30 protein-coding genes are annotated in these 23,579 nt (G+C 43.5%); 17 read left to right on the top strand and 13 right to left on the bottom strand.

All coding sequences use genetic code 11. From position 1 onward, the window contains the following. Positions 1 to 7 precede the first annotated feature (7 nt). The gene (locus PMG71_RS21905) at positions 8 to 283 is read right to left on the bottom strand and encodes a hypothetical protein (RefSeq protein WP_283755861.1); all 276 of its coding nucleotides are present in this window, start codon (positions 281 to 283) and stop codon (positions 8 to 10) included. Then, positions 241 to 423: a hypothetical protein gene (locus tag PMG71_RS21900; protein WP_283755860.1), complete on the bottom strand. Its 183-nt coding sequence runs from the start codon at positions 421 to 423 to the stop codon at positions 241 to 243. Before PMG71_RS21900 ends, PMG71_RS21905 begins: the two co-directional genes overlap by 43 nt. 35 nt (positions 424 to 458) lie before the next feature. Between PMG71_RS21900 and acnB the strand changes: the two genes are divergently transcribed. From acnB to PMG71_RS21880, 4 genes are all read left to right on the top strand, one after another. Continuing rightward, on the top strand, positions 459 to 3,050 hold the full coding sequence (gene acnB / locus PMG71_RS21895) for a bifunctional aconitate hydratase 2/2-methylisocitrate dehydratase (protein ID WP_283755859.1): 2,592 nt from the start codon (positions 459 to 461) through the stop codon (positions 3,048 to 3,050). Positions 3,051 to 3,132: 82 nt separating this feature from the next. Continuing rightward, complete coding sequence (locus PMG71_RS21890; RefSeq protein ID WP_283755858.1) at positions 3,133 to 4,923, top strand: DUF262 domain-containing protein; 1,791 nt, start codon at positions 3,133 to 3,135, stop codon at positions 4,921 to 4,923. A 121-nt stretch (positions 4,924 to 5,044) separates the two neighbouring features. Beyond that, entirely contained in the window at positions 5,045 to 5,461 is a 417-nt protein-coding gene (locus PMG71_RS21885; protein ID WP_283755857.1) for a XisH family protein, read from the top strand. Next, the gene (locus PMG71_RS21880; protein WP_283755856.1) at positions 5,449 to 5,790 is read left to right on the top strand and encodes a XisI protein; all 342 of its coding nucleotides are present in this window, start codon (positions 5,449 to 5,451) and stop codon (positions 5,788 to 5,790) included. The genes PMG71_RS21885 and PMG71_RS21880 overlap by 13 nt, the downstream gene beginning before the upstream one ends. An 82-nt stretch (positions 5,791 to 5,872) precedes the next feature. Here PMG71_RS21880 and PMG71_RS21875 read toward each other — a convergent pair whose 3' ends face one another. Beyond that, positions 5,873 to 6,277, bottom strand: coding sequence for a PIN domain-containing protein (locus PMG71_RS21875; RefSeq protein WP_283755855.1), 405 nt, complete (start codon positions 6,275 to 6,277; stop codon positions 5,873 to 5,875). Positions 6,278 to 6,284: 7 nt separating this feature from the next. Beyond that, positions 6,285 to 6,581, bottom strand: coding sequence for a hypothetical protein (locus PMG71_RS21870; RefSeq protein ID WP_283755854.1), 297 nt, complete (start codon positions 6,579 to 6,581; stop codon positions 6,285 to 6,287). A 250-nt stretch (positions 6,582 to 6,831) separates the two neighbouring features. Between PMG71_RS21870 and PMG71_RS21865 the strand changes: the two genes are divergently transcribed. The 8 genes from PMG71_RS21865 (at position 6,832) to PMG71_RS21830 (ending at position 10,092) form a co-directional block, all read left to right on the top strand. Continuing rightward, entirely contained in the window at positions 6,832 to 7,092 is a 261-nt protein-coding gene (locus PMG71_RS21865; protein WP_283755853.1) for a hypothetical protein, read from the top strand. A gap of 12 nt (positions 7,093 to 7,104) precedes the next feature. Beyond that, complete coding sequence (locus PMG71_RS21860; protein ID WP_283755852.1) at positions 7,105 to 7,497, top strand: PIN domain-containing protein; 393 nt, start codon at positions 7,105 to 7,107, stop codon at positions 7,495 to 7,497. A 140-nt stretch (positions 7,498 to 7,637) separates the two neighbouring features. Continuing rightward, a complete protein-coding gene (locus PMG71_RS21855; RefSeq protein ID WP_283755851.1) occupies positions 7,638 to 8,054 on the top strand; it encodes a XisH family protein in 417 nt (138 codons plus the stop codon). Then, positions 8,042 to 8,386, top strand: a complete 345-nt coding sequence (locus PMG71_RS21850; protein WP_283755850.1) for a XisI protein — start codon at positions 8,042 to 8,044, stop codon at positions 8,384 to 8,386. Before PMG71_RS21855 ends, PMG71_RS21850 begins: the two co-directional genes overlap by 13 nt. A gap of 131 nt (positions 8,387 to 8,517) precedes the next feature. Beyond that, on the top strand, positions 8,518 to 8,925 hold the full coding sequence (locus tag PMG71_RS21845) for a XisH family protein (protein ID WP_283755849.1): 408 nt from the start codon (positions 8,518 to 8,520) through the stop codon (positions 8,923 to 8,925). Further along, positions 8,913 to 9,254 carry a XisI protein gene (locus tag PMG71_RS21840; RefSeq protein ID WP_283755848.1) on the top strand — a complete coding sequence of 114 codons (342 nt, stop codon included), beginning with the start codon at positions 8,913 to 8,915 and terminating at the stop codon, positions 9,252 to 9,254. Before PMG71_RS21845 ends, PMG71_RS21840 begins: the two co-directional genes overlap by 13 nt. Before the next feature lie 92 nt (positions 9,255 to 9,346). Continuing rightward, positions 9,347 to 9,763 carry a XisH family protein gene (locus PMG71_RS21835; RefSeq protein WP_283755847.1) on the top strand — a complete coding sequence of 139 codons (417 nt, stop codon included), beginning with the start codon at positions 9,347 to 9,349 and terminating at the stop codon, positions 9,761 to 9,763. Beyond that, positions 9,751 to 10,092, top strand: a complete 342-nt coding sequence (locus PMG71_RS21830) for a XisI protein (protein WP_283755846.1) — start codon at positions 9,751 to 9,753, stop codon at positions 10,090 to 10,092. Before PMG71_RS21835 ends, PMG71_RS21830 begins: the two co-directional genes overlap by 13 nt. Positions 10,093 to 10,220: 128 nt before the next feature. Here PMG71_RS21830 and PMG71_RS21825 read toward each other — a convergent pair whose 3' ends face one another. Continuing rightward, the gene (locus tag PMG71_RS21825) at positions 10,221 to 11,501 is read right to left on the bottom strand and encodes a DNA sulfur modification protein DndB (protein ID WP_283755845.1); all 1,281 of its coding nucleotides are present in this window, start codon (positions 11,499 to 11,501) and stop codon (positions 10,221 to 10,223) included. 148 nt (positions 11,502 to 11,649) lie between these two features. Here PMG71_RS21825 and PMG71_RS21820 point away from each other — a divergent pair, with 148 nt between their 5' ends. Further along, on the top strand, positions 11,650 to 12,048 hold the full coding sequence (locus PMG71_RS21820) for a hypothetical protein (RefSeq protein WP_283755844.1): 399 nt from the start codon (positions 11,650 to 11,652) through the stop codon (positions 12,046 to 12,048). Positions 12,049 to 12,212: 164 nt separating this feature from the next. Here the strand turns inward: PMG71_RS21820 and PMG71_RS21815 are convergent, their stop codons facing one another. Both PMG71_RS21815 and PMG71_RS21810 read right to left on the bottom strand, forming a co-directional pair. Beyond that, positions 12,213 to 13,583, bottom strand: coding sequence for a sensor histidine kinase (locus PMG71_RS21815; RefSeq protein WP_283755843.1), 1,371 nt, complete (start codon positions 13,581 to 13,583; stop codon positions 12,213 to 12,215). 16 nt (positions 13,584 to 13,599) lie between these two features. After that, complete coding sequence (locus PMG71_RS21810) at positions 13,600 to 14,577, bottom strand: RpnC/YadD family protein (protein ID WP_283755842.1); 978 nt, start codon at positions 14,575 to 14,577, stop codon at positions 13,600 to 13,602. Positions 14,578 to 14,698: 121 nt separating this feature from the next. Here PMG71_RS21810 and PMG71_RS21805 point away from each other — a divergent pair, with 121 nt between their 5' ends. Next, entirely contained in the window at positions 14,699 to 15,481 is a 783-nt protein-coding gene (locus tag PMG71_RS21805) for a WecB/TagA/CpsF family glycosyltransferase (RefSeq protein ID WP_283755841.1), read from the top strand. Positions 15,482 to 15,484: 3 nt separating this feature from the next. Further along, positions 15,485 to 16,234 (top strand): cell division ATP-binding protein FtsE, encoded by a 750-nt coding sequence (ftsE, locus tag PMG71_RS21800; protein WP_283755840.1) that lies wholly within the window; start codon positions 15,485 to 15,487, stop codon positions 16,232 to 16,234. On the opposite strand, the gene PMG71_RS21795 is transcribed toward ftsE, so the two are convergent. The 4 genes from PMG71_RS21795 to PMG71_RS21780 form a co-directional block, all read right to left on the bottom strand. Continuing rightward, positions 16,231 to 16,692, bottom strand: coding sequence for a pentapeptide repeat-containing protein (locus tag PMG71_RS21795; RefSeq protein ID WP_283755839.1), 462 nt, complete (start codon positions 16,690 to 16,692; stop codon positions 16,231 to 16,233). The two genes, ftsE and PMG71_RS21795, sit on opposite strands and share 4 nt — an antisense overlap. Positions 16,693 to 16,856: 164 nt before the next feature. Beyond that, positions 16,857 to 17,624, bottom strand: a complete 768-nt coding sequence (locus PMG71_RS21790; RefSeq protein ID WP_283755838.1) for a hypothetical protein — start codon at positions 17,622 to 17,624, stop codon at positions 16,857 to 16,859. Between the two features lie 87 nt (positions 17,625 to 17,711). Then, entirely contained in the window at positions 17,712 to 18,788 is a 1,077-nt protein-coding gene (gene acsF / locus PMG71_RS21785) for a magnesium-protoporphyrin IX monomethyl ester (oxidative) cyclase (RefSeq protein WP_283755837.1), read from the bottom strand. Positions 18,789 to 19,053: 265 nt separating this feature from the next. After that, entirely contained in the window at positions 19,054 to 19,437 is a 384-nt protein-coding gene (locus PMG71_RS21780; protein WP_283755836.1) for a DUF4346 domain-containing protein, read from the bottom strand. Between the two features lie 109 nt (positions 19,438 to 19,546). Here PMG71_RS21780 and galE point away from each other — a divergent pair, with 109 nt between their 5' ends. Beyond that, positions 19,547 to 20,545, top strand: coding sequence for a UDP-glucose 4-epimerase GalE (gene galE, locus PMG71_RS21775; protein WP_283755835.1), 999 nt, complete (start codon positions 19,547 to 19,549; stop codon positions 20,543 to 20,545). Positions 20,546 to 20,644: 99 nt separating this feature from the next. Here galE and PMG71_RS21770 read toward each other — a convergent pair whose 3' ends face one another. Next, positions 20,645 to 21,313 carry a sugar transferase gene (locus PMG71_RS21770; RefSeq protein ID WP_283755834.1) on the bottom strand — a complete coding sequence of 223 codons (669 nt, stop codon included), beginning with the start codon at positions 21,311 to 21,313 and terminating at the stop codon, positions 20,645 to 20,647. Positions 21,314 to 21,972: 659 nt separating this feature from the next. On the opposite strand from PMG71_RS21770, the gene PMG71_RS21765 reads away from it, so the two are divergent. Continuing rightward, entirely contained in the window at positions 21,973 to 22,404 is a 432-nt protein-coding gene (locus PMG71_RS21765; RefSeq protein ID WP_283755833.1) for a hypothetical protein, read from the top strand. On the opposite strand, the gene PMG71_RS21760 is transcribed toward PMG71_RS21765, so the two are convergent. Next, positions 22,397 to 23,539 carry a histidinol-phosphate transaminase gene (locus tag PMG71_RS21760; RefSeq protein WP_283755832.1) on the bottom strand — a complete coding sequence of 381 codons (1,143 nt, stop codon included), beginning with the start codon at positions 23,537 to 23,539 and terminating at the stop codon, positions 22,397 to 22,399. The genes PMG71_RS21765 and PMG71_RS21760 overlap by 8 nt on opposite strands. Between the last annotated feature and the right edge of the window lie 40 nt (positions 23,540 to 23,579).

Below are 23,579 nucleotides of genomic sequence, written 5' to 3'. Positions count from 1 at the left end.
ATCGCTCTTAATCCTCTCCCTCTCGGCGAATCAAATACCGAACTTCTTCGAGTAACACATTAAACCTGGCATCGTTTTCCGCTTGTCGTTGCGTTAATAATTCCATGCGGCGATCGCTTTCGGCTTGTCGCTCCTTAATTAATTCCATCTCTTGTTGATGTTGAGCTGCCACTTGCAATAAAGCTTGGCTAGTTACTCTCAACCCATCTATGCTGTCTCTAAGTTCATCTACACTGTCCGCTAACCGATCAATCCTTTCATCTGTCCAACGCTCTCTGACCATTTTTCCTCCTGATTTAGGTAATCTTGGGCTTCTGCATAAATTATATCTTCTGCTTCTAGTTCGTGAACTTGATAACCATTACGGAGCAAAGGATACGTTTTCCTGAGTCGATCGGGCGCTACACTGGGAGACTCCTTCATAATGAGAGAAACGAATCAGGAGAACTACAACGCTTATGTTTCTAGATGATTATCGTCCACATGCCCAAGAACGGGCTGCTCTGGGTATCCCTCCCTTGCCTTTGGATGCCGCTCAAACCTCCGAGTTGTGCGAGATGCTGAAAAATCCGCCAGAGGAGCTGAAAGAAGAACTGCTGATGTTATTGCGCGATCGCATTCCGCCTGGAGTGGATGAAGCGGCTTATGTGAAAGCCGGGTTCCTGACTGCTGTGGCGAAAGATGAGATCCAGTGTCCGTTGATTTCCCATCAGGGGGCGATCGACCTGCTGGGGACGATGGTGGGAGGATATAATGTGCGATCGCTCGTCGATATCCTCAAAAGCAATGATAACGGCATGGCCAGTGAAGCGGCTGGCGCTCTGAGTAAAATCACCCTGGTTTTTGATGCTTTTAATGAAGTTCTAGAACTCTCAGACGTGAACCCCTATGCCAAACAAGCGATCGACGCTTGGGCAAACGCCGTCTGGTTTATCCGCCGTCCCAAACTGGCTGAAGCCATCACCGTCACCGTCTTCAAAGTGCCCGGAGAAACCAACACCGATGACCTCTCCCCCGCACCCCACGCCACCACTCGCCCCGACATTCCCCTCCATGCCCTGGCTATGCTAGAGTCGCGGATGCCGGAAGGGTTGCAAACCATCGCCAAACTCAAAGAAAACGGCCATCCCGTCGCCTACGTCGGCGATGTTGTCGGAACCGGTTCCTCCCGCAAGTCTGCCATTAACTCCGTTCTCTGGCACATCGGCGAAGATATCCCCTTTGTACCCAACAAGCGGGCAGGAGGATACATTCTCGGTGGTAAAATTGCCCCCATCTTCTTCAACACGGCTGAAGACTCTGGCGCACTCCCCATCGAATGCGATGTCAGCAAACTGAACACGGGCGATGTGATCACCATCCATCCCTACAAAGGGGAAATTACCAACCAAGCGGGAGAAGTCATTTCCACCTTCACCCTCAAACCCGAAACCATTCTCGATGAAGTTCGTGCCGGTGGACGCATTCCCCTACTCATCGGACGCAGCTTAACCGATAAAACCCGTGAAGCCCTGGGATATGAACCGAGTCCCCTATTCACCCGTCCCAGTCTGCCCAACGATACCGGTAAAGGGTTTACCCTGGCGCAAAAAATGGTGGGCAAAGCCTGCGGACTGCCCGGTGTGCGTCCCGGAACCTCCTGCGAACCAATCATGACCACGGTCGGTTCCCAGGATACCACCGGGCCGATGACGCGGGATGAGCTGAAAGAACTGGCCTGTTTGGGCTTTAATGCCGACCTCACCTTACAAACTTTCTGCCATACAGCGGCCTATCCCAAACCCGTAGACATCAAAACCCACAAGGACTTACCCGACTTCTTCTCCACTCGCGGAGGGGTTGCCCTGCGTCCGGGAGATGGCATCATTCACTCCTGGCTCAATCGGATGCTCTTACCGGACACCGTAGGCACGGGGGGCGACTCCCACACCCGGTTCCCCCTGGGTATTTCCTTCCCCGCCGGTTCCGGGTTGGTGGCGTTTGCGGCGGCTCTGGGGGTGATGCCCTTGGATATGCCAGAGTCCGTGTTAGTCAAGTTTACCGGTGAGTTGCAACCGGGGGTAACGCTCAGGGATATCGTCAACGCCATTCCCTGGGTAGCCATGCAACAGGGTAAGCTCACTGTCGCCACCGAGAACAAGCAAAATGTGTTTAATGGTCGGGTGATGGAGATGGAGGGCTTACCGGACTTGAAGTTAGAGCAGGCGTTTGAGTTAACGGATGCCACGGCAGAGCGATCGTGTGCGGGTTGTACGATTAAGTTGAGTACGGACACGGTGGCGGAATATCTGCGCTCTAATATTGTGCTAATGAAAAACATGATCGCCAGGGGCTATCAGGATGCGATGACCTTGACTCGTCGTATTGCCAAAATGGAGGAATGGTTAGCAAACCCAGAGTTAATGTCAGCCGATGAAAATGCGGAGTATGCTGATATTATTGAGGTCAATTTAAACGAGATTAAACAACCGATTGTCGCCGCTCCCAATGACCCGGATAATGTCAAGTTAATGAGCGAATGTGCCGGGGATAAAATTGATGAGGTATTCATCGGTTCTTGTATGACCAATATCGGCCATTATCGGGCGGCGGCGAAGATTTTGGAAGGGGCAGGAACGGTCAAAGGTCGCCTGTGGATCTGTCCCCCAACCCGCATGGATGAACAACAGTTACGGGATGAAGGAGTGTACGGTATTTTCGCTGCTGCTGGTGCAAGAACGGAGATGCCGGGATGTTCCTTGTGCATGGGAAATCAAGCGCGAGTGGAAGATAATGCCACGGTTTTTTCGACTTCTACCCGTAATTTTAACAACCGCATGGGTAAAGGTGCGCGAGTCTATTTAGGCTCGGCTGAGTTGGCAGCAGTCTGCGCTCTTCTCGGTAAAATCCCCACTGTTGAAGAGTATTTAGATATTGTGGCTAAGAAGGTTGATCCGTTTAAGGCTGAGTTGTACCGTTACCTGAACTTCAATGAGATTGAAGGTTTCGAGGATTTCGGTCGCGTGATTCCTGTGGAGGAGATGCCCAAGTTAGAAGAGGCTGTAGTGTAGTATAATGGTTAGGGTGGGCCGGATAATGGCTCACCTTCAAAATTCAGATATCTGTTGATTAAATCTTAAGTATACATATTTTATGTCTAATATTCCAACAATTGAATCGAAAAATTTGAGTATTGCAGACTTGTTTCAAGATTTTTATACTGTACCTAATTTTCAGCGTGAATATGTTTGGAAGGAAGATAACGTAAAAAAATTACTTGAAGATTTATTTGAAGGATTAGGACTATATGAATATGAAAGCTCTAATCAGTTCTCGGAATATTTTTTAGGTTCTATTGTTGTTTGTCCAGATAGAACTGATGATAAAAAAACATTTCAGTTAATCGATGGACAACAAAGATTAACTACAGTTTATTTGATTTTTTGCGCCATTAGAGACTGTATTAAAGAATTAGGAGATGAATCAAGAGTAACTGAAAACTTAATCAAAGGTTTTGCTCAAGATATGAACACAGGTGAGGATATTGATAAATATAGATTGTCTCTACAATATGATAGCTTAGGGCAAAAAATACTGGATTGTATTTTAGAAGGAGATAAGTATGAACAATCCTTACTTAAATCTTCACAATCTGCTCAAAACATAGATAAAGCATGGAAACTCATCAAAAATTTCTTGAATGATAACTTAGAAGCTAACTCTAAAAAATTCAAAGAAGCTTGTTCATTTATTGCTAATCGAACTAAGTTGATTAGAATAGAAAGTCCAAATCTTAAAAATGCCCTTAAGGTTTTTGAGACCATTAATGAAAGAGGAATCGGACTGAATCCTGTAGATTTACTAAAAAATTATTTGTTTATTCATACTTCTAACGGCAATAACTATAATCGAGACTGGAGTAGCTTAACTAAAAAATGGCAAGAATTTCTTACAATACTCTCTCAACATAAGCAAGAACCTTTATCATTTATGCGATATTACTTAATGTCTCATTATCCAGTTAACTTGTCTAATACTTTTCCAGAAGAAGAAATTTATGATTGGTTTCTTGAAAACCAAGAAAAACATGAAATACAGAAAAATCCAATAAAATTCATTGAAACTTTAACGTTGGCTGCTGAACACTATTGTAAATTTACAATAGCTAAAAATATTGATAATTCTGACAATTATCACTTAAAAAATCTTGCTCAAATCCAGGGACGTTCCAAACAACAATTAATATTATTATTAAGCGGACGTTTTTTAAGAATAGATCTTTTTAATAAATTATCCTTGTATCTTGAAAACTTATTTTTTGTTTACGCTATTACAAGAAAAACTAGACGCAAAGATTTTAATTTGGGTCGTGAGTTTGCGCGTTGGTCAAAACACTTAAGATTGGTGAAGACGAGTGAGGAACTAGATTCTTTTATTGAAAAATACTTTATTCCTGAACTTAATTCTTTAAAAGACGATTTTAGGCAATCTTTGCTTCAACTATCTGAATCTAATTTAGCGAAATATCGTCTTCGCTATATTTTAGCTAAAATTTCACAATTTGTTGAAAAAACAGCATATGGAAATAGTAAAGAATTAGGATTTTATCTTGATAAGAATATTACCATTGAACATATACTACCACAATCTAGGAAGAATTTAAAATCACAAAAACTAGGAAATTTAACTTTGTTAGAAAAAACAATTAATAGTTCTATTTCTGACAATGATTATGATGATAAATTATCGGGATATCAGCAATCTCAAATTTTAATAACTCGTTCTTTATCGGAAATTCCTCATGTTGGTAACGATACACAGCTAAATCGTGCTATGAGTCAGCTTGGTTTAGTTAATTTCAAAGTATGGGATGATTCTTCTATTGATCAACGCCAAGAAATGTTGGTAAATATCGCTATGAAAGTTTGGGGACTAGATATTTAGTCGGGGAAGTTGCTGTTCTGATCGCCTAAACCGTGATAATCACTGGGATAGGGAGAATGGGAAGGGGGTTGTGGGGGCGATGCTATAATACCAGTATCCTCAACTCACACATAGGAGGAAAATGCCAGCAAAAGACACTTACCATGATGCCGTAAAAAATGCCTTAATCAAGGAGGGTTGGACAATTACTGCCGATCCTTATCCTATTAAATACGAAGAAGTTAAATTAGTTGCCGATCTCGCGAGTCAAAAAACAATTGCTGCCACTAGACAAGAACGACAAATTGTAATTGAAATCAAAAGTTTTCTCAGTCGCTCTCCTATGCGGGAATTCGAGACAGCACTAGGTCAATACCTAATTTACAAAACTTTCCTTTCCATTAACCAACCTGACTGTGAAATTTACTTAGCAATTGGAAAAGATATTTATCAAAAGTTTTTTGAGCAATTAGCAATTCAACTGATTATCCAAACCTATAAAGTCTTATTATTAGTTGTGGATCTGAATCAAGAGGAGATTACCAAATGGACAAACTAATCCACTATCAAACACTGATCAAGGATATTTTAACTGAGTACGATCGCATTTCTGCACAAGTCCCCGATCCGGATATCGATGAAGTGTTAATGTTTGACGATGACAGAAGTCAATACCTCTGGTTTAATATTGGCTGGAAAGATGGCAGAAGAATTAAAGCTGTTTCTGTCTATGTGAGAATCAAAAATGAGAAAATATACATAGAAGAAGATTGGACAGAGGAAGGTATTGCGACTGAGCTACTGAGGGAAGGTGTACCGAAAGAGGATATTGTACTGGCGTTTCATGCGCCTGAAAGCCGAAAGTTTACGGAGTTCGCGATCGCCTAAACCGTGATAATCACTGGGATAGGGAGAATGGGAAGGGGGTTGTGGGGGCGATCGCCTGTCGAATTTAGGCTAAACTCAATGTTTATAATTCTGACCAATTCTCTAAACTCAAACCTTGAACTCTGGCTAAATCCGTATCATTAGAAACCATAATCAAATTCTTAACCATTGCACTCGCTGCAATTAAAACATCTTCAGTTTGTATCGGTAAACCCCTTAATCTCAAATTAGCATGAATTTCAGCAGCTTTCTCTAATATAGCTAAATCATCTAAGAAAATAATTTGATAATCTTGGAAAATTTGATTAAAGCGTTCCCGTTGTTTAGGAGCATCAACAGCCAGGAAGCCTCTCCTGACTTCAAAATAAGTAATGCAACTAAAATTAATTTTTCTTCTTTGAAATTTTAGTCCTTCTAGTTTAGCTTTTATTTTCAAATTATCTTTGACAGCTAAAGAAATAATATTGGTGTCTAATAAATAACTCATAAGTCTACTACTTTCGTTTTATCGCTTCATCAAAGATAGCCATTTGCTCAGGAGTAAAATCTTGACCAATTTTTGACAAAAGTTCTGTAGCCATAACAAAACTACAATGTTCTTTTAACTCAGCATCTGGCATACTATCAAATTCTTCAAAGCTTAAGTTATCTTGAGCAAGTTTAACTAAAAGTTGAATCATTTCTGAATCATTAAGATCTTCTTGGAATAAAGGGCGTTCTTCCATCAAAATCGAAACTACATCCCCAATTCTCTTGACTATCGATTCTTGTCTCAGCTCTGTGGATAACATGATACTTACCTCCATGCAGTTTGGATTAAGATAGTCTCATCATAGCCTAAAATAGTGTTTCACGAGCCAGAAACCGGGAAGTTTACGGAATTTGCGATCGCCTAAACCGTGACACTGACTGGGATAGGGAGAATGGGGAGGGGAGTGTGGGGGCGATCGCCTGATGGGGTGGAGTGGGGAGAGGGCGATCGCCTTAATCTTAAGTTACAATAAACCCAAATTTACAATACCCAATCCCTAACTTCACAATATGACCATTCAGATCAATTTACCTCAAGAACTAGAACAAGAATTATCGATTGAAGCCCAACAAATTAACCTCTCCTTATCCGAATATATTTTACATCTCCTTTCTCTAAGACAAGTCTTGAATAACACTCCCAAAACCGGCTCAGAGTTGATTTCTTATTGGCAAAAAGAAGGATTAATCAATTCTCGTCCTGAAATTGAGGATAGTCAAAACTATGCTCGTCAAATTCGTTATCAAGCTGAACGCCGTCAACCGTTCTAAATGGAAAAATTAATGCTTGTACTCGATACAGATATTCTAATTGATGTTCTCAGAGGTCATCAACCTGCAATTGAATGGTTTTCGACCTTATCCGAAATTCCGAGTATTCCTGGTTTTGTAGTGATGGAGTTAATTCAAAATGCCCAAAATAAGCAAGAAGTCAATCAAGTATTTAAGTTAATTGCACCCTTGCCAGTCATTTGGTTAACTGAAGCTGATTGTACAAAAGCGCTATCAGATTTTAGCCAATATCATTTGTCTGATGGTTTAGGTTTACTCGATGCTTTAATTGCTCATTGTGCTTTAGGTCAACAAGCAACACTATGTACTTTCAATATTAAACACTATCGAGTAATTCGTAACTTGAAAATTTCTCAACCCTATGTGAGATCTCTTAAACCCTGATACTGACTCAGAAGGCGATCGCTGGGTCTGGAAATGCGATCGCCTGATGGAGTAGAGTAGGGAGAGGGCGATCGCTGGTTCTGGAGAGGCGATCGCCTTTGCTATAATACCAGTATCCTCAACTCACACATAGGAGGAAAATGCCAGCCAAAGACACTTATCATGAAAGCTTTAAGAATGCCTTGATTAAAGATGGTTGGGAAATTGTTCGCGATCCCTATACAATCAGATACGAAGGAATGACCTTATTTGCTGATGTAGCAGGGAAAAAGCTATTTTCCGCACAGAAAGAAGATAGCAATATTGTAGTCGAGATGAAAAGTTTCATCAATCCGTCTGCGGTTCATGAATTTCAATGTGCTTTAGGGCAATACATTTTATATCGAACTCTATTATCTCAAATTCATCCAACTTACTGTCTCTACCTAGCTATTGACCAAGATATTTATGAAACATTTTTTCAGAAAAAAGGTATTGAGTTAGTCATTCAACAGTATCAAATATGGTTGATTGTCATCGATCTTACCCATGAGGAGATTGTCCAATGGATAAATTAGAAAACTATCGCTCTCTAGTGAAAAAAACGTTAACCGAATACGATCGCATTGCCAGCCAAACCCCCAACTTGGAGGGAATAGATACAATATTATCCTTTGATGAAGAACGAGATCAATACCTTTGGTTTGATATTGGTTGGACTTCCAGAAAGCGAGTCAGAGCGATTTCGGTTTATATTAGAATCAAAAATGAGAAGATTCATATTGAAGAAGACTGGACAGAGGAAGGTATTGCGACTGAGTTATTGAGAGAAGGAGTGCCGAAAGAAGATATTGTGTTGGCGTTTTATTCTCCAGAGAAGCGGAAGTTTACGGAATTTGCGATCGCCTAAACCCTGATACTGCCTGGGATAGGGAGAATGGAGAGGGGAGTGTGGGGGCGATCGCCTGATGAGGTGGAGTGGGGAGGGGGCGATCGCCTTTGATATAATACCTGTATCCTCAACTCACACATAGGAGGGAAATGCCAGCCAAAGACACTTACCACGATGCCGTCAAAAATGCTTTAATTAAGGAGGGTTGGACGATCGTTGCCGATCCTTACCCTCTTGAATATGAAGATGTTGAGCTTTATCCGGACTTAGCTATAGAAAATGAACAAAGGCAGCGCAAAATAATTATTGAAATTAAAAGTTTCATAAGTCGATCCTTAATCAAGGACTTTGAAAATGCTTTAGGGCAATATATTTTTTATCGAAACATGATTCAATTAGCTCAAGATGAATATCAAGAAATTTACTTGGCAGTGAACGATCAAATTTATGAAACATTCTTTCAAAGAAAATCTATTCAAGGGGCAGTTAAGTTAAATCACGTTTCTTTATTAGTTGTCAATATAAAAGACGAGGAAATTGTACAATGGATAGATTAACCAAATATCGCCAATGTATTCAAAAAATCTTGACGGAATATAATCACCTGGCTAATTGTTCGCAGAAAAAGAAATATAAAACTTGTTTAATCTTCGATGAAAATCGAGACCACTATCTATGGATGTCTATAGATTGGGTGAATGAGAAAAGAATTAATAACACTCATGTTCACATTCGGATCAAAAACGAGAAAATCTACATAGAAGAAGATTGGACAGAGGACGGTATTGCGACTGAGCTACTGAGAGAAGGTGTACCGAAAGAGGACATTGTACTGGCGTTTCATTCCCCTGAAACTCGCAAGTTTACGGAATTTGCGATCGCCTAACCCCTGATACTCCCTGGGATAGGGAGAATGGAGAGGGGAGTGTGGGGGCGATGCTATAATACCAGTATCCTCAACTCACACATAGGAGGAAAATGCCAGCAAAAGACACTTACCACAATGCTGTCAAAAACGCTTTAATTAAGGACGGTTGGACGATCGTTGCCGATCCTTACAAGATTAAATATAAAGATGCTGAATTGTTTGCGGATCTCTCAGCAGAGAAAACCATTCTAGCAGAGCAGCGCGATCGTAAAATTGTCGTCGAAATTAAAAGCTTTCTTAGTCCTTCATTGATGCGAGACTTTGAAATTGCTCTAGGACAATATATTCTTTACCGAAATTTTATTGGTTTAACTGAACCGGAATATGAAATTTATCTGGCGATCAAAGATAGTATTTACCAGAACTTCTTTAGGCGAGAATCAATTCAGGAAGTAACAAAACTAAACCAACTCTTTTTAATTGTGGTTGATATGGATAAGGAGGAAATTGTAGAATGGAAAGACTAGAGCATTATCGTTGCTCAATTAAGAAAATTTTGACTGAGTATCATGAATGGGTCTCTGCCTCATATCATCTAGACCGAGAAAGTTGCTTAGTATTTGATGAAGATCATGACCATTATCTTTGGATATTTATGGCATGGGAAGACAAGAAAAAAATTAGAAATATTCACGTTCATATTCGGATTAAAAATGAGAAAATTTATATAGAAGAAGATTGGACAGAGGAAGGTATTGCCAATGAGCTATTAAGGGAAGGTATAGTAAAAGAAGAGATTGTACTGGCGTTTCACGAGCCAGAAAGTCGGAAGTTTACAGAGTTTGCGATCGCCTAAACCCTTATACTTCCTGGGATAGGGATAGTAGGGTAGGGGGTTTGGGGGCGATCGCCTCGGATGGGAAGAGCGATCGCGAATAAAAGACATAGCCACCACTGCAATTAATAATTACCCCTACTTCGTCACTATTCCCAGTCTAGTTGTTTGAGACAGTTTTGAAAAGCTGTCTTTGCAGAACCTCGACCCGCACTAATTTTAGTTCCACCTTTTCCATCGGGAACAATAACTGTATCTTTCCAACATGGCCCTTGTTTTGACCAATCGATATCTTGAGCAATCTGTTTCACCATTTCTTCATCAAAACCGTCATTTTCATTGTATTGACGAATATAGTGCAAGAGAGAGCCTAAAATTTCCAAGCCAACACTAATGCCTAAAATGCAAGACTCACGAAATTTTGCGGCATCCTTCCAATACAGTTGGTCTTTGCCAATGATCTCTCCAGTTAAACGTGCTGTTTTTTGCCACTCTCGGCTTTTGTTTGGAAATTCTGCGGTTTGTGAATAGAAAAGAAAAAAGGAATTTAGACAGTTACTCAGTTCCTGTCCATACTGTTTGACCAAATCCTGTTTGTTCACCTCAGATAACTTGTCATTAGGAGAGCCTGTAAATGCACAACTGACCAGCTTGGCTACATAATTAATAGTGTAAATGTAACCGGTCTTAGATCCGGGTGTGGATTTTATCTTTTGTGTTTTTTCATAAAACATATTGACATTTTCAACAACAATTCTAGCAATTGCATCTTTCCCAAAGCCACTATAAGCGACCAAAAGGGATTGAGGAATTGCAAGAGTTTGAGCCATATCACAGAAATCAGTTTGACATTGTTCAAACTCACCCTCAAGGACTAAGTTAATTGGAAAAGTACAATCTTTAATCAGATCGCGCTGTATTCCATCAGATTCAATTAATTCAACAATTGCCCTTCTGCGATGTTGTCCATCAGTAATTTCTAGTGATGTATTATGCAAAATAACCATAACATACAAATCTCCCCAAATCTTTTGATATTGGATTTTGGATGGATCGACATTAGCAGTAATTGCTCCCAAAATCCACTTATTTTTTGATTCAGCCCGTTCAATAATATAGTTTTTAATCCTTTTTACATGCTCATCATTAATGGGACGATTTTTTCCAGAACTGGGATCATTACTATGATGAGTAACACTCCTCCCTCTTAGAAGGGTAGGGATTTCCGCAGCATGAGCATTGATTTGAAGCATCAAACGACCTCCATGCTTAGATCCGATGGCCAAATAGGTTTGTCCTGTTCTATACCACTTGACCATAATCGGTTGAATGCTATCAGTGATAGCTTTAGTCAGTTCTTCCGTCACCAAAGAGTCATCGTCTCTCTGATTGTCGTTAGCTTCAGAGAAAGTAGTCGTTTCAGAAACCATAGTGCTTGTATATTGTACGATTCGTTATTACCACAACCATAGTAACACAATTCCTGAAGAGTGCCACATCTTTTTTTGTAAAATCACACTTGACATCGCGTGTGACGGGCGCTATGTTTATATTGGTTTCCCAAGTAAGTAGAAAATTATGAATAACGAATTCAATAGTAAGGATGTTGCTATGGCTGCCATGAATCATCCCAAAGGATATGAAATCTTAGCCCTAGTACATGACTTAGTACAAAAAAATACTTTGATGAGTTTTGCTGCTGACGCTTCTCCCTCATTAAAGACGATTGAAGTGACCAATACCTCTGGTTACACCTCGACTCAAAAAGTGTTTGATTCTACTCAATTGCCTAGAAGCCTGGAACTTCAGCACGAAGGTGTCAACCTTGAGAGTTCAGAGTTACTCGCAGTTGTCGCACAATACCCACAAAGATTAAAAACAGCAATTAATGCTTGGTTAAAATGGGCTTATTGTACAGATGTTGAATATCCTACTCGATCTTTAATTAAAGCAATTAAGGAGAATTGGGATTTATGAGGCTCTATATGATTGTTTAACTTTTTGAGAGTATCTCTATTTTGTTCGGTTGTGGCAAAATACCCTAGAGTCACGATTTATAATAGGGTGCGTTAAATAACGCACTCTATTTTTTGGAGAAATTTCAGATGGGAAGATTGATCCAAAATAACAGATATTCCTCCCTAACTCGATAATCCTTGATCTGGTCGATATTCTGGTAAATTCACAGTAACGGTTGTCCCTCGATCCGGTTGCGATTCTATTTTAATACTGCCCTGATGATTATCAACGATCGCCTTCACTATCGCTAATCCTAACCCCGATCCTGTCGCCACTTGACCTTCCGGATCTCGTGCATCGCGGCTGCGAGCCGGATCGACTCGATAAAAGCGATCAAAGAGATAGGGTAAATCCCCTTTAGCAATGCCCATCCCTGTATCTTTGACTTGCAAGTGTATTCCAGAACCCTGGGTTAAACTCACCGTAATCGTTCCTCCAGCCGGGGTATATTGCAGAGCATTACTCACTAAGTTCGTGCAGAGACGACTTAACTGAGTCCAATCTCCAGCAACGGTAAACGGGTCTCGATCGCCAGCAGAATCGGGAGCCTCTAGGTTAAACTCTAAGGTTAACTGCAGCGATCGCGCAATCAGTTGCTGTTCTTCAATCACTTCCATCACTAAAGCATCTAAAGGAATAGGTTGCCATTGCTGCTCCACCATGCCACTATCTTGCCGAGCTAAAAATAACAGATCGTTGACTAACCTTCCCATCCGTCGCGTCAGTCGTTCGACGACTTGTAAATGTTGATGTTGTTGAGGATCTAAACTCGGATCGGCAAGGGCAACTTGAACGTTGGTTTGAATGGTGGCAATGGGGTTTCTTAATTCATGGGATGCATCGGAGGTAAATTGCTTCAGTTTCAGATAGCTTACTCTCACTGGTTCCATGGCTAAACCCGACAAGAACCAACCGATCGCCGCCACTGCTATGATCGTTAAACTAACAACTGCTGCCAAATCCACCATTAACTGACGGGTAGGTTTCGTCACTTCAAACCAAGGATGGCTAACGCGCAGGTATCCTAACACCTCCCGACCCACTTGTACACGGTCGGTCACTTGTCGCAGTAGAATATCATCCCTATCATTCCAAAGATTTTCCTGGGGCGATCGCCCAATTCGCACCGTTTCCCCCATGCGATTAAAATGGAGAGGCAGATCCAGAGGCGTTTCCCAAGTTGACCATAATAACTCTCCTGTGGGACTAAACCATTCTAAATCAATGCGATCGTCCTCCGTCGGTTCCACCTGGTTTTGAAAACTCGCTTCTAGGTTAATCTGGAAATGGGGAGATTGACGATTAGCGCTAGACAGAGCCTCAAAAATCAGCGATCGCTCCACCACCTCCACCACATGATTCAAGGTATCATCAATCCGCTCAATCAACGTCGCCCGCACATACCCATAAATCCCCCCAGCAAAACACAGCAGCAGCACCGCAGTCACGGCAGTGTACCACAAAGCTAAACGGCGACGAGTCGTTTGAAACATCGAGAAATTTTAGGCACTAGGGATTACTATTATCCTCCTCGATCGCGCCCAATTCAATGACGACTTCCTCAAAAGCTGGCAAAGATTGAGCCGTTACCGCTTGAGTCAACAGCTCTCCCAGGATCTCCAGATTATCGATCTTCCGCACTTGCTCGACTAATCTTAATCCAATATCACCAAAACGGACTTCCAGGATACGGAGAATCGCTTCTTGTTGCCCTTTAGCTCGTCCCTCTTCGCGTCCCTCTTCGCGTCCTTTCTCAATACCAAACCGTTCAACACTGGTAATATAAGGCATATAGCTCTCCTGTTCTAACGTCTCAATTTCTCTCCATAAACGCCGCTCTTCTCGCTCTGGTAGAGCAATGAGCCAGTCAATCAACCGAAATAGCTCGATAATATCCTGGCGGGATAATCCCCGTTGATAGAGACTTTTGACTACAGCCAGTTTATTCTCATAGCCCCCCTCTGGGTTTTCACCCATGCTCTGGGCTGCTCTATGAGCTTGAACCAGGGCAGCAAAGGGGTTAGGGTCATTGTCTAGCTCACTGACATTGTAATCAAGAAGCTTGACAATGGGAAAGGTTAAGCGGGCCTGACATCCCCAAAAGTCTCGCTGATAACGATAGGGTCGCCAAGAGGGGCGATCGTCCGCTAAAACGGCTAAACTGGCGATATTTCGACGATAGGTGTCAAAGATTCGACTATTGTAGATATACATGCGTTCAGCAAACTCCGATTGGGCTTGTGATTGCACTTCGATGTGTAACAACACCCAAATTTCTTCCCCATGCCTATTCCAGACTTTGACCAGTTTATCCGCGTCTCGTCGCCCGGTTTCGGTTTCGCGCTTAATTTTCTGGAGTTCGGTATCCAGGAATTCAAAGCCCTTTGCCCAAGCAATCTCTGCCTCAATCAGGGGAAAGAAAAAGCGCATAAAATCACGAAAGTAAAGCGAAATAGCCTCTTTCCAGGGTGAATCAAAATCGGTCATTCCTGCACCTTGAATCCTTAATCACTCTATGATAGATCGCCTCTTTGCCCCCACTCTGAATAGCTAGGGTAGGTCTAAGGTAAAATACGGAAGCACTGACCATAGACGGTGAAAGGCAAGAATGATGGAATCACTAGAAGGGGTGAGGATGGAGAATAATCTGGTGAAGAGTCCAGAACCGGCGCAGGTGATGGATATTCCCATTCATTTATGTGAGGATTATCCCGGTTGGTTACTGCATCAACTCAGGCAAGGCCAAGGGGCCCATGTGGTGACTCTGAATGCGGAAATGACGATGCAAGCGCGGGAAAATCCGGCTCTAGCCCAAGTTATCCGCCAAGCGGATTTGGTGATTCCTGATGGGTCAGGAGTGGTTTTATACTTACAATGGCAAGGCTATCAGATCCAGCGCTTTCCAGGGATTGAATTAGCGGAAACTTTGCTCTGTCGTATGGGTGAGTTATCCTCGCCAGAGGAAGACTCTAGAGGGGCGTTTTTCTATGGCGGAGAGCCGGGAGTTGCCCAAGATGCGGCGCAAATGTGGCAGCAGCAGTGCCCAGATCTGAAGATTTCAGGGGTGCAACATGGCTATCTGTCGGAGGCTGAAGAGCAAAATCTTTTAGCTACATTGAAAGAAAAACAACCCTATTTAATTTATGTGGGCTTGGGCGTTCCTCGTCAAGAATTGTGGATTGCCCAACATCGTTCTCTGTGTCCGGGTTCTATTTGGATTGGAGTGGGAGGAAGTTTTGATATTTGGGCAGGACGAAAGGATCGCGCTCCGGCTTGGTTGCGCGATCGCAATTTAGAATGGGTGTATCGCCTCTATCAAGAACCGAGTCGTTGGCGCAGAATGTTAGCCCTCCCTCGGTTTGCCTGGTTATCCTTAACGCAGTCCTTCTGATGCATGAAAACCCTCAAGCAAACCCTACAGTCGGTTCAGCAATGGTGGCAACCCTCTCCTTCCCCAAAATCTTCGACTTCGGGAAAAGAAATTATCATTGAGTTTGAGAAGGTTAACAAAACCTATGAGAAGGGTACTTGTCCCCTGCGTCAAGTCTCCTTAGTCGTCTATAAAGGGGATTTTCTGTTCATTACGGGAGCATCTGGAGCCGGAAAATCCACCTTTCTCAAGCTCATTTATGGAGCAGAAAAACCGACATCGGGGAACTTGACCGTTTTAGGGGAAACCATGACTGACTTAAAGGGCGATCGCCTCTGCCAACTGCGGCGTAAAATGGGTATCGTCTTCCAGGACTACCAACTCATTCCCCAAAAAACCATCGCCGAAAACCTCACCTTCGTCCTTCACGCCCAAGGCTTGAGCCAACCCGAAATCCAGCGTCGTCTACCCGCTACCCTGAGAATGTTAGGCTTATCCCACAAAGCCAACTCTTTCCCCCGTTACCTCTCTGGAGGAGAACAGCAACGAGCCAGTTTAGCTCGCGCTCTCGTTGGTACACCTCCTCTCCTCCTAGCCGATGAACCTACGGGTAACCTAGATTCCCACAATGCGATGCAAGTGATGAAAATCTTGCAAAAACTCAATCGCATGGGGATTACCATCCTAGTAACCACCCATGACGAACGACTGATTCAGTTTTTAGGCAAACCGGTGTTCTCTTTACACCAAGGACACTTGAGCCAAGTGGATTAAAATTCTACATCTTCACCGGGTTCTGGCGCTGTTCCACCCACCCCAATTTGGGTATTGTAAATGGTGGCTTCCGTAATCGTCAGGTCTTCCATATCCGCTTGGGTAACATCGACTTCAATCAAAGAAGCACGAGTAAAATTAACCGCTACCAGATTAGCTTCATGTAAACTGGCTTGATTGAGGAATGCATCCGTAAGGTTAGCACCTTCCAGATTTGCACCAGTGAGATCTGCACCTTCTAAGTTCGCTTCAGTCAAATTAGCACCCGATAAATCAGCATTGCGTAAATCTGCCCCAATCAAATGTTGCAGGCTTAAATCTGCACCAGAGAGGTCACATCCCATACAAGCACGAGTTTCGAGGAGTTGTTGCACGTGAGCGGGATTTTCAGCTTTCGCTGGACTGAACCATAGAAGAGGAGTAAATAGGGCTAAGATTGCTGCATTGGTAAGTTTCATATTTCCTGCCTCCCACACTGGTGTATAGATCGGATGTTATAGTTTTGAGTATAGGAAAATTCTCCGGGAATTTCTTCACCCAGGTGGAGGATTTACAGTTCACTCCTGTGGGGGATGTGCGATCGCCCCACTCTATGGTACAATTGCTTAGAAATCCCGTGCAGCTAAAACATCCATTCCATAGAAATACTCACCCGACTATCCTTGCGCTCCGTGGAATTTTGCTTTTCAATCTCCGTTCCTAAGCGCCATTTCTTCGTTAGAGCATAACCCATCGAGAGAGTCGTTAAACCGATTTCTGTGCCACTTCCAGGATTGACAAAGGTTTGCGAAAGGGATAAATCTGTACCGCCTCCCCGTGAAGGAATCAAGATTAGCCGCATCCCTATATTAACCCCTCCCCTTGAATAGTCAGGGGTTCCCAGATGGTGATAGCCTAAAACGGGAGCTACGTTAAAGTATCCACCCAAAGGTAGCAAATGATAATGGAGATCCAAGGATAAGTGCGATCGCTCGCCCCCAAAAGATCCCTCATACCCCCCACTCACACTTAACCGGGTTCTCCCCAACCACCAATCTTCCAACCCCACATGAAACCCCCCCAGATGCTCCGAGGAAGGAAACTGGGAATACCCCCCTCTCAGTCGCGTGGGAAGACTCGGATCAGTTTGGATCTCCTCCAGCACATTCGGCACGTCCTCTTGCCACCGTTGTAAAACCGGAGACTCTTCTAAAACCCCTGGCGGTACATCGAGTGCATCCGCATAGGCGGCGATCTGAATTCCCCATAGTCCCAGCAGAGATCCCAGAATCAGATAGACGAGAGATTTTGCCCTCTCCCTATATCCCTCTCCCACGGGAGAGGGACTTCTACTCCCCTTCTCCTGCGGGAGAAGGGGCTGGGGGATGAGGGCAAACTGTTGATAACTCATTTGAAAACTGCTACATACCCTAATTAAACCCAAGAAAAAGGCTCTGCCAATCTTGGCAGAACCCTTTCACCTCATGAAAAAATCCGATTACAGCACAGCGCCTTGCATATTCGTTACATCAATAGGCTTCATGAAATACAATTTGATGAACTGTACGCCATTAGACAGGAAGTGGGGCAGCTTTTGCAGGGGTTTCAAGAACTTAGGACTGCTAGAGGCATCAATTTCCCGTAATTTCTTATTGTTCTCGACGCAAATATCCAAATATTCATAGAATTTCGGATTTTCTACGTCTAGCATAACCGGGAATACCCGACCCGCCGTTTCATTGGTTTTCTTAATCACATAGATGTCATATTCGCGAGCATCCAAACCAATAGACGCATAGAAATCTGACCGTTGGATATCATTGAGGAACATCGTCGCAAACACCGACAACAGGAAGAAGCGACTCCACAGTTTAGCTTTCCAATCGTTCAGGATTTGGGGCTGAGACTTCATAATGGCATCAAAGAAATCACCATGGCGGTTTTCGTCCTGACACCAATTTTCAAAGAAGCGGAAGATGGGATAAACTCTATTTTCCGGGTGTTGCTCTAAATGCCGATAGATGGTGATATAGCGCCAGTAGCCAATTTTTTCTGACAGGTAAGTGGCGTAGAAAATGAATTTAGGCTTGAAGAAGGTATAGCTGCGACTTTTGGTCAAAAAGCCTAAATCTAGGGACAGATTAAAGTCAGACATGGCCTTATTCAAAAATCCAGCATGACGGGCTTCGTCACGGGACATTAAGTTAAAGCATTCTGCCAAAACGGGGCTTTTATCTTTGAGGCGACGGCCCAATTCTTTATAGAGTAAGAAGCCAGAAAACTCAGCCGTGCAAGAGCGTTCGAGAAATTCCACAAACAAGCGACGAGTTTCACCATCGATATGATCCCAGGATTGGTTAAATTCTTCGTCACGGATAAAGTGATGGCGATTATAATCGGTTCTAAATTCTTCTAGAATCGCTTGCAATTCTGCTTCATTTACTGAGATGTCCATCTTGGCCATCTCATCGAAGTCTGTGGTGTAGAATCGAGGAGTAAGGATAGTTTCCTTGGCCGGGATTTTTACTCCGGGACGGATTTCTTGAAAAGCGGGTTTTTCAGCCGAGCTTACCATAGGTCTTTAACGATTGGTTTTGAGTTATGAGTGTCTTCCCTGATGGGGGTTTGGATCTCCGATGAGGGAGTGCTTTTAAAGTATCTAGGGTCTTAGTCTAACAAGGTCTGAGGCAGCGATCGCCATTTTTATGTTAAGAGTTGCAACAATTTCGTTACGTTTCTTGATTGATCTAGAGAGCGATCGAGCTAATTTCCTGATTAACACAGGGGATACAGCTATTCTGGGAGTCTGAGATCCGGCGATCGCAATGGCTTCATATTCCTTAATCTTGGATATACTCCATACCCTGAACCAAAGCAAACTCCGCCCGCACCAACTCCCGTCCCAGGTATGCCGCATGATCGAGCATCGTCACCGCACAGGGAGGATCGCTTTCAAATAACTTCACACAAAGCTCCTTAGCCGTTCGTGCCGTATAAACTTGACTTGCCGTACGCTCCACCTTCCCCTTCGCGGGAATCACTTTCCCCGTGTCCGGATCGACCGCCAGACCGCGATCGTTGATAATATTGGTAAAATGCTTGGCACAAATCAGTCCAGCCTTTCGATCCAGGTAAATAATAAAATACCCCCCCGGATCGAGGGCAATCTCTCGTTTCGAGAGTTCGTTATCAATGGCAGTAATCTCTTGGGCAATATCTGTCATAACTTAAAGAACAAATCGCTAACTGGCGTGAAAGATTAGGGTTAAGATGATCCAGATCTAGGGTAATGCAACTACCAGACAAACATCAATTAACAAGGGGCTTTTTAAGGTGGCGCAACAAAAACCAACCATTTTAGTAACCGGTGGAGCAGGCTATATAGGCTCCCATGCCGTGTTAGCCTTACAACAGGCCAACTATGAAGTGATTATCCTAGATAATCTCAGTTATGGCCATCAGGATTTAGTGGAAAATGTTCTCAAAGTCCCCTTAATTGTCGGAGATATTGGCGATCGCATCTTACTCGATCAAATCTTCCAAACCTATCCCATCGCGGCCGTCATGCACTTTGCCGCCTTTATTGCCGTTGGCGAATCTGTCCATAAACCCGGCATGTACTACAGCAACAACGTTCATGGCACACTAACCCTACTCGAAGCCATGCTAAACGCGAAAGTGAACAAGCTGGTTTTCTCCTCCACTTGCGCCATTTACGGAGAACCCCAAACCCTCCCCATCCCCGAAGATCATCCCCAAAATCCCATGAGTCCCTATGCAGCGAGTAAGGCCATGGTAGAACGTATCCTAACCGATTTTGATAGCGCCTATGGCTTAAAATCCGTCCGTTTCCGCTATTTTAATGCCGCCGGAGCCGAACCCGGAGGCTTATTAGGCGAAGATCATCATCCCGAAACCCATTTGATTCCCTTGGCGCTGCACACCGCTTTAGGAAAACGGGAATCTTTATCCATTTTTGGCACAGATTACGACACCGAAGACGGAACCTGTCTGCGAGACTATATTCATGTGGTCGATTTAGCGGCTGCCCATGTGCTGGGTTTAGAATACCTCTTAAAAGGCGGCGAAAGTGAAGTCTTTAATCTCGGCAATGGCAATGGCTTTTCCGTCAGACAAGTAATTGAAAGCGCTCGCCAAGTGACGGGATGTGAAATTAAGGCGGTTGAGTGCGATCGCCGTCCCGGAGATGCACCTATATTAGTTGGTAGTAGTGATAAAGCCAGAACTCTCCTCCACTGGACTCCCCTCTATCCCGATGTTGAAACCATTATTCGTCATGCCTGGCAATGGCATCAATCTCGCCATGGGTAATGAGTAATGGGTCATCATCTCCCCACTCCCCCCAAATAGAAACAGGGTCAACAACCGTTGACCCCTAAACACCGTCACTTTAAGATCTAGTGCAATCGGTTAACAAGCACCGGTTCGACGTAAGACCACATGAATCGTTTGCCAAATAATCTGTAGATCGTAGAGAGGAGTCCAGAGGGATTGATATTCTAAATCTAGACTGACAATATCCTCAAAATTCTTCACTAAGGAACGGCCGCTCACTTGCCACTGTCCCGTTAAACCCGGCTTCACATCCAAGCGTCTCCAATGATGGGGTTTATAGCGAACGACCTCCTCATGGATAGGGGGACGAGTCCCGACTAAGCTCATATCTCCGAGTAGCACATTCCAGAATTGGGGAAACTCATCTAAACTACTTTTGCGTAAAAACTGTCCAACTTTAGTCACGCGGGGATCGGATTCATTTTTAAAGATTAAGCCACTAGCCTTGTTTTTCACCTTAGACTTGAGGCTATCCGCATCGGTGACCATCGAGCGAAACTTGTAGATGGTAAACGGCTTACCATGGAGTCCATAGCGGCGCTGACTAAAGAAAATGGGCCCGGGACTATCGAGTTTAATGGCAATGGCGATCGGAATAAAGATTAGAGCTAGAATCAGCAAACCCACCAGACTGCCCACAATATCGATGGAACGTTTAATTGGGCAATCTGTAGAAGGATGATGGGGTCTAGGCAAAACTGATACCAACTCCCAGCTTGAACCTAGGGGATAGTTACTATTCATGATACTTATCGTCTTATCATTATGTGAGACGGATTCAATTTGATGCCGGTGTGTGCTTATACTTCCTTCATCGTAAGTCAAGCGTCTAGGCTTTGGGTAGAGTTAACCCCTAAACTTCTTTAAATCTTTGCAATTGTGCCCTCTTTTGCCGAGTTTTATGAAGTTTTGATGAAGTTAAGGGAGGGACTCACTATAGGATTTATACTGAAAAGAAGATTCGATAATTTTAACAATACCTATCAAAATATTGATTCTGCAACTGCACCAGCGATCGAGATCGACAACAGATAAGCAGCTTTGAGTTAATCGAATCCTGAATACAGGGCTGCAATCGGTAAAGATAGCGGAGATGACGATCTATTTTCTGAACCTAGGGGACTCACTCGCTGTTGCCAGGTAGAGTTAATGCACTTAAACTGGGTTTGTTTCGGAATCCATTCGGATGATCCATAACCATCCAATCCAATCTCCTACTCTTTTTCTTTCTTATCACCTCTTGTGAACTTAACCGATTATGATCGCAAATGGATAGCAATCATCTAAACTGCTACCAATCCTCTCCTTCTCCAACACCAGACTTGACTTCACATAGGGGAGTCCAGTCGGTTCAGGAGAATTGTCCACACCATCGATCTCATGCTCGAAAACTTAGTCAAACAATGGTAGAGATGCCAGATCCCGATTCTTTGAGTCAATTGAAATCAGGAAAAGTTTGGATCGTTAGTAAGAAGCGTCGTAATGGACTGATTGTCTATAAGCGCTGTCATTCAGAATTTGCCGGTCCTGGGGCTGCTGTGGGTGGTATCTGTGATTCAGATTGCCATGGCTGTTTACCGATGGGTAATCTGGAGTTAGTCCTTCCCCAAAGTCCAGAAGAATTGTACCAAGCTTATTTAACTCGCATTCAGTGGACTCGTCTTCTCCATGGCATTACGAGTGATAGTGTTTCTGTCAAACGGGCGCAAAAAATTCTTCAGAATTTTGAGGGATTTTTTGGTGCTAAAACGGTCTCTAGTACACCAGATGAAGCCTTTGCCCTCATGGTTGGCGTTTTTCCAGACACCGTTCATGAGGCTCGATTACTCAGTTAGGGATGGCAGTGGAGGTTAAAAGGTGATGGAGTCTTTGGTAGGTGCGTTGATTTTCATCAGAATTACCAATGGTGATCCTCAGTCCTCCTCCGGTATGGCGGATGAGAGTGCCTTGGGTTTTGAGGCGATCGCCAATTTCTGCATGGGTCAGTTGGCTGGTAGAATTTAGCCGAGCATAGAGAAAATTCCCGCGACTGGGCCAAACTTTGAGTAGAGAAAGTTGATTGAGTTTTTCATTGAGTTCTTCTCTTTGTTGTAACAGGGCATCAATGGTGCTAAGAATCGATTTACGGTTCTGGAGTACCAAAAGGGCCGCGAGTTGAGAAAAAGTCGGTAAGTTATAAGGCAATCGCACTTTTTCGAGAGCATTAATGAATTCAGGGTGACCGATTGCATAGCCAACGCGATGGGAGGCTAACCGAAAGGCTTTGGAGAAGGTGCGTAATATCACCCAGTTAGGATGTTGAGCTAATTCTGGGACGAGGGTGTGTTGACTAAATTCAAAATAGGCTTCATCAATTACGACCAAGATTTCTGGAGGCAGTTGTTTTAGCCATTGGATTTCTGCGGAGGTGAGGGGGTTACCGGTGGGGGAGTTGGGATGTACCATAAACACCACCCGGATGGGGACTGAAGTCTCTGATTCTATGGCTTTTTGAGCTGCTTCTAGATCGGTTTCAAAGGTTTGGGGATGGCGATCGACGCTCATGACGGGAATACCTAGGGTTTGGGCTAAAATTCCATACATGGAGAAGGTGGGATTAGCGGTTAAAATGGCCGCTCTCTCCCCTAAGCAAGTGGCCATGAGGATCGAGCGAATCAGTTCATCGGAGCCATTGCCGAGGCAAATTTGAGTGGGGGAAAGGGCTGGTTCTGGCACAATTTGGGCGGATTCGTTGGCATATTCACAGATGGCCTGTTTTAATTGGTGATGACTGCCATCGGGATAGCGATTAGCTTCTAGGGGATGAAGATAAAGTTGGGCTAATTTCTGTTTGAGATCTTCGGGTAAATCGTTGGCGCTTTCATTGGTATCGAGTCGATCTAAGGTCTGGGGATGAGTGCCAATGATGTCTCCTGGGTGGGGTTGATAGGCATTCAGTTGGGCGATCGCCGGACGGATGAAAGACAACATAGACTTAAACTCACTCAGAAGTAGTGCTGAAGATGGGATC

The organism is Roseofilum acuticapitatum BLCC-M154 (assembly GCF_030068475.1).
GTDB classification, from domain to species: domain Bacteria; phylum Cyanobacteriota; class Cyanobacteriia; order Cyanobacteriales; family Desertifilaceae; genus Roseofilum; species Roseofilum acuticapitatum.
Note: the sequence above shows the minus strand (reverse complement) of the source record. Positions and strands in the feature narration are given on the sequence as shown.

Coding starts and splice junctions, on each gene's coding strand:
- PMG71_RS21905 (WP_283755861.1), bottom strand. CDS start 283: ATGGTCAGAGAGCGTTGGACAGATGAAAGGATTGATCGGTTAGCGGAC.
- PMG71_RS21900 (WP_283755860.1), bottom strand. CDS start 423: ATGAAGGAGTCTCCCAGTGTAGCGCCCGATCGACTCAGGAAAACGTAT.
- acnB (WP_283755859.1), top strand. CDS start 459: ATGTTTCTAGATGATTATCGTCCACATGCCCAAGAACGGGCTGCTCTG.
- PMG71_RS21890 (WP_283755858.1), top strand. CDS start 3,133: ATGTCTAATATTCCAACAATTGAATCGAAAAATTTGAGTATTGCAGAC.
- PMG71_RS21885 (WP_283755857.1), top strand. CDS start 5,045: ATGCCAGCAAAAGACACTTACCATGATGCCGTAAAAAATGCCTTAATC.
- PMG71_RS21880 (WP_283755856.1), top strand. CDS start 5,449: ATGGACAAACTAATCCACTATCAAACACTGATCAAGGATATTTTAACT.
- PMG71_RS21875 (WP_283755855.1), bottom strand. CDS start 6,277: ATGAGTTATTTATTAGACACCAATATTATTTCTTTAGCTGTCAAAGAT.
- PMG71_RS21870 (WP_283755854.1), bottom strand. CDS start 6,581: ATGTTATCCACAGAGCTGAGACAAGAATCGATAGTCAAGAGAATTGGG.
- PMG71_RS21865 (WP_283755853.1), top strand. CDS start 6,832: ATGACCATTCAGATCAATTTACCTCAAGAACTAGAACAAGAATTATCG.
- PMG71_RS21860 (WP_283755852.1), top strand. CDS start 7,105: ATGCTTGTACTCGATACAGATATTCTAATTGATGTTCTCAGAGGTCAT.
- PMG71_RS21855 (WP_283755851.1), top strand. CDS start 7,638: ATGCCAGCCAAAGACACTTATCATGAAAGCTTTAAGAATGCCTTGATT.
- PMG71_RS21850 (WP_283755850.1), top strand. CDS start 8,042: ATGGATAAATTAGAAAACTATCGCTCTCTAGTGAAAAAAACGTTAACC.
- PMG71_RS21845 (WP_283755849.1), top strand. CDS start 8,518: ATGCCAGCCAAAGACACTTACCACGATGCCGTCAAAAATGCTTTAATT.
- PMG71_RS21840 (WP_283755848.1), top strand. CDS start 8,913: ATGGATAGATTAACCAAATATCGCCAATGTATTCAAAAAATCTTGACG.
- PMG71_RS21835 (WP_283755847.1), top strand. CDS start 9,347: ATGCCAGCAAAAGACACTTACCACAATGCTGTCAAAAACGCTTTAATT.
- PMG71_RS21830 (WP_283755846.1), top strand. CDS start 9,751: ATGGAAAGACTAGAGCATTATCGTTGCTCAATTAAGAAAATTTTGACT.
- PMG71_RS21825 (WP_283755845.1), bottom strand. CDS start 11,501: ATGGTTTCTGAAACGACTACTTTCTCTGAAGCTAACGACAATCAGAGA.
- PMG71_RS21820 (WP_283755844.1), top strand. CDS start 11,650: ATGAATAACGAATTCAATAGTAAGGATGTTGCTATGGCTGCCATGAAT.
- PMG71_RS21815 (WP_283755843.1), bottom strand. CDS start 13,583: ATGTTTCAAACGACTCGTCGCCGTTTAGCTTTGTGGTACACTGCCGTG.
- PMG71_RS21810 (WP_283755842.1), bottom strand. CDS start 14,577: ATGACCGATTTTGATTCACCCTGGAAAGAGGCTATTTCGCTTTACTTT.
- PMG71_RS21805 (WP_283755841.1), top strand. CDS start 14,699: ATGATGGAATCACTAGAAGGGGTGAGGATGGAGAATAATCTGGTGAAG.
- ftsE (WP_283755840.1), top strand. CDS start 15,485: ATGAAAACCCTCAAGCAAACCCTACAGTCGGTTCAGCAATGGTGGCAA.
- PMG71_RS21795 (WP_283755839.1), bottom strand. CDS start 16,692: ATGAAACTTACCAATGCAGCAATCTTAGCCCTATTTACTCCTCTTCTA.
- PMG71_RS21790 (WP_283755838.1), bottom strand. CDS start 17,624: ATGAGTTATCAACAGTTTGCCCTCATCCCCCAGCCCCTTCTCCCGCAG.
- acsF (WP_283755837.1), bottom strand. CDS start 18,788: ATGGTAAGCTCGGCTGAAAAACCCGCTTTTCAAGAAATCCGTCCCGGA.
- PMG71_RS21780 (WP_283755836.1), bottom strand. CDS start 19,437: ATGACAGATATTGCCCAAGAGATTACTGCCATTGATAACGAACTCTCG.
- PMG71_RS21770 (WP_283755834.1), bottom strand. CDS start 21,313: ATGAATAGTAACTATCCCCTAGGTTCAAGCTGGGAGTTGGTATCAGTT.
- PMG71_RS21765 (WP_283755833.1), top strand. CDS start 21,973: ATGGTAGAGATGCCAGATCCCGATTCTTTGAGTCAATTGAAATCAGGA.
- PMG71_RS21760 (WP_283755832.1), bottom strand. CDS start 23,539: ATGTTGTCTTTCATCCGTCCGGCGATCGCCCAACTGAATGCCTATCAA.